Below are 2,093 nucleotides of genomic sequence, written 5' to 3' on the forward strand. Positions count from 1 at the left end.
CCTGGTGCGCCTCGTCCCACCCGATGTTGCGCATCGCGATGATCAGTCCCGCCGCCAGCCCGGCCTCGATCGCCAGCATGGCCAGGCTGATCGCCATGTTGCGATGGCGATCGACATAGATTAGCGCCGCCTCGCTCACCACGGCTGATGCCGCAATCACTTCCGCCGCCAGCAGGAACCCCATCGTGGCCGTGCCGCCAGTGAAATGCGGCCCAACCAGCCCCATCACCGCGCGCCCCGGCATCGCCAGCGCCAGCGCGATTCCGGCCTGCGCGGCGATGATCCAGTAGCTCACTTGCCGCACCTGCTTCGCCACCGCTGCCTTGTCACCGTCGGCGATGTTGCGGGCGATGACCGGGCCCAGCACCGGCTCGAAACTGGTCTTTAGCTTGGCCGGCAGCGTCGCGACCTGCTGGGCGACATAATAGATACCGACGAACGCCGGGCTCAGGAGCAGCCCGAGCACGGCCAGGTCGATCCGCCGTGATGCCCATTCGACCGCGTCCGCCGCCGCCAGTGGCGCGTTGCGCCGTGCCGTCTTCCACGATCCGGCGAGGTCTGGCGCCCAGCCACGCGGAATTCCATAACTGCGCACCAGTGGGATCAGCGCTGCGATCATCGCCGCGACCATTGAAAAGACGTAGGAAATGATCAGGCCGTCGCGCAGCGAGAAATACGACCAGGCGAAGGCGACGATGCTGATCGTCCACGGCTCGACCAGCGATCGCGCGCGCACCGTCGCACCGACATCGTTGCGATAGGCCAGCGCGGCGAGCGCGATGTCGGTCCAGCTGATCGCCAGCACCGTGATGGGGAGCAGCCAGTCGAGCCCATGAACCTGGCTGTTGGGAAACATCGCCCGCGGAAAGGCCATCAGCACGGCCATGCACAGGATTGAACCGAGCAGTGACACGAGTAGCGCATCGGCGACGACGCAGGCATGGTCCTTTTTCGAGTTGGCGAGCAGCTGCGCCAGCCCGCGTCTGAGGCCGAGCGCCGACAATTGCGCGGCGAACTCGACCGTCAACACGGCATAGGCGAACCGCCCGAGCGCTTCCGCGCCATAGACCCGCCCGGCGATGAACAGGAACGGCAGCCGCGCGGCCAGCCGCAGCAGGAAGCCGAACGCGTTCAGCCGCCCGCCGCGCGCCAGCGTCGCCATGTCGGCATCGGGTTCGCGCTCGCCGGGCTGATCGGGGACCGCCGTCGAAGCGGTCAATGCGCTGCTCCCCAATGCGCGCCCCAGCCAACCTCGACGTCGAGCGGCACGTCGAGCATCAGCGCCGGTTCGGCGGCATGGGCCATCACCCGGCGCACGACGTCGGCGGTCGCTTCCTGCTCACCCTCGGGTACTTCAAACACCAGCTCGTCATGGACCTGCAGCAGCATCTGCGCGCCCAGCCTGGCGTCGGCCAAGGCGCCGTCCATGCGGTTCATCGCGCGCTTGATCAGGTCGGCGCTGGTCCCCTGGATCGGGGCATTGATCGCCGCCCGCTCGCTCCCCTGCCGCTGGTTCATCTGTGACGAGCGGATGTTGGGGAAATGCGTCTTTCGCCCGAACAGGGTCTGCGTATAGCCATGCTCGCGCACGAATGCCGTCGTCTCGCCGATATAATTGCGGATGCCGGGGAAGCGCTCGAAATAGCGGTCGATGATGAACTGGCCTTCCTCCCGCGCCACCCCCAGCCGCCCGGCCAGCCCCCATGACGAAATGCCGTAGAGGATGGCGAAGTTGATCGTCTTGGCCTTGTTGCGATTGTCGCGGTCGGACGATCCGAACAATTCCTCGGCGGTCATCTTATGGATGTCGACCTTGTCGGCGAAGGCCTGCTTCAGCGGCGGCACATCGGCCATGTGCGCGGCGAGGCGCAGCTCGATCTGCGAATAATCGGCGCTCATCAGGACATGACCCGGCGCCGCGACGAAGGCGTCGCGGATTTTGCGGCCGAGCTCGGTGCGGATCGGGATATTCTGCAGATTGGGTTCGGTCGACGACAATCGCCCGGTCTGCGCGCCCGACAGGCTGTAACTGGTATGCACCCGCCCCGTGTCCGGGTTGATCTGCGCCTGCAATGCGTCGGTGTAGGTCGTCT

2 protein-coding genes are annotated in these 2,093 nt (G+C 66.3%); both read right to left on the minus strand.

Annotated elements, in window-relative coordinates:
- A partial coding sequence (locus RMN84_RS09135; protein ID WP_309611863.1) for an oligosaccharide flippase family protein occupies window positions 1-1,162 on the minus strand: 1,162 nt, incomplete at its 3' end.
- A 53-nt stretch (window positions 1,163-1,215) separates the two neighbouring features.
- On the minus strand, window positions 1,216-2,093 hold an 878-nt coding region (locus tag RMN84_RS09140), incomplete at its 5' end, for a DNA polymerase (RefSeq protein ID WP_309611862.1).

Origin of the sequence: Sphingomonas sp. (assembly GCF_031380695.1) — a bacterium.
Taxonomy (GTDB): Bacteria; Pseudomonadota; Alphaproteobacteria; order Sphingomonadales; family Sphingomonadaceae; genus Sphingomicrobium.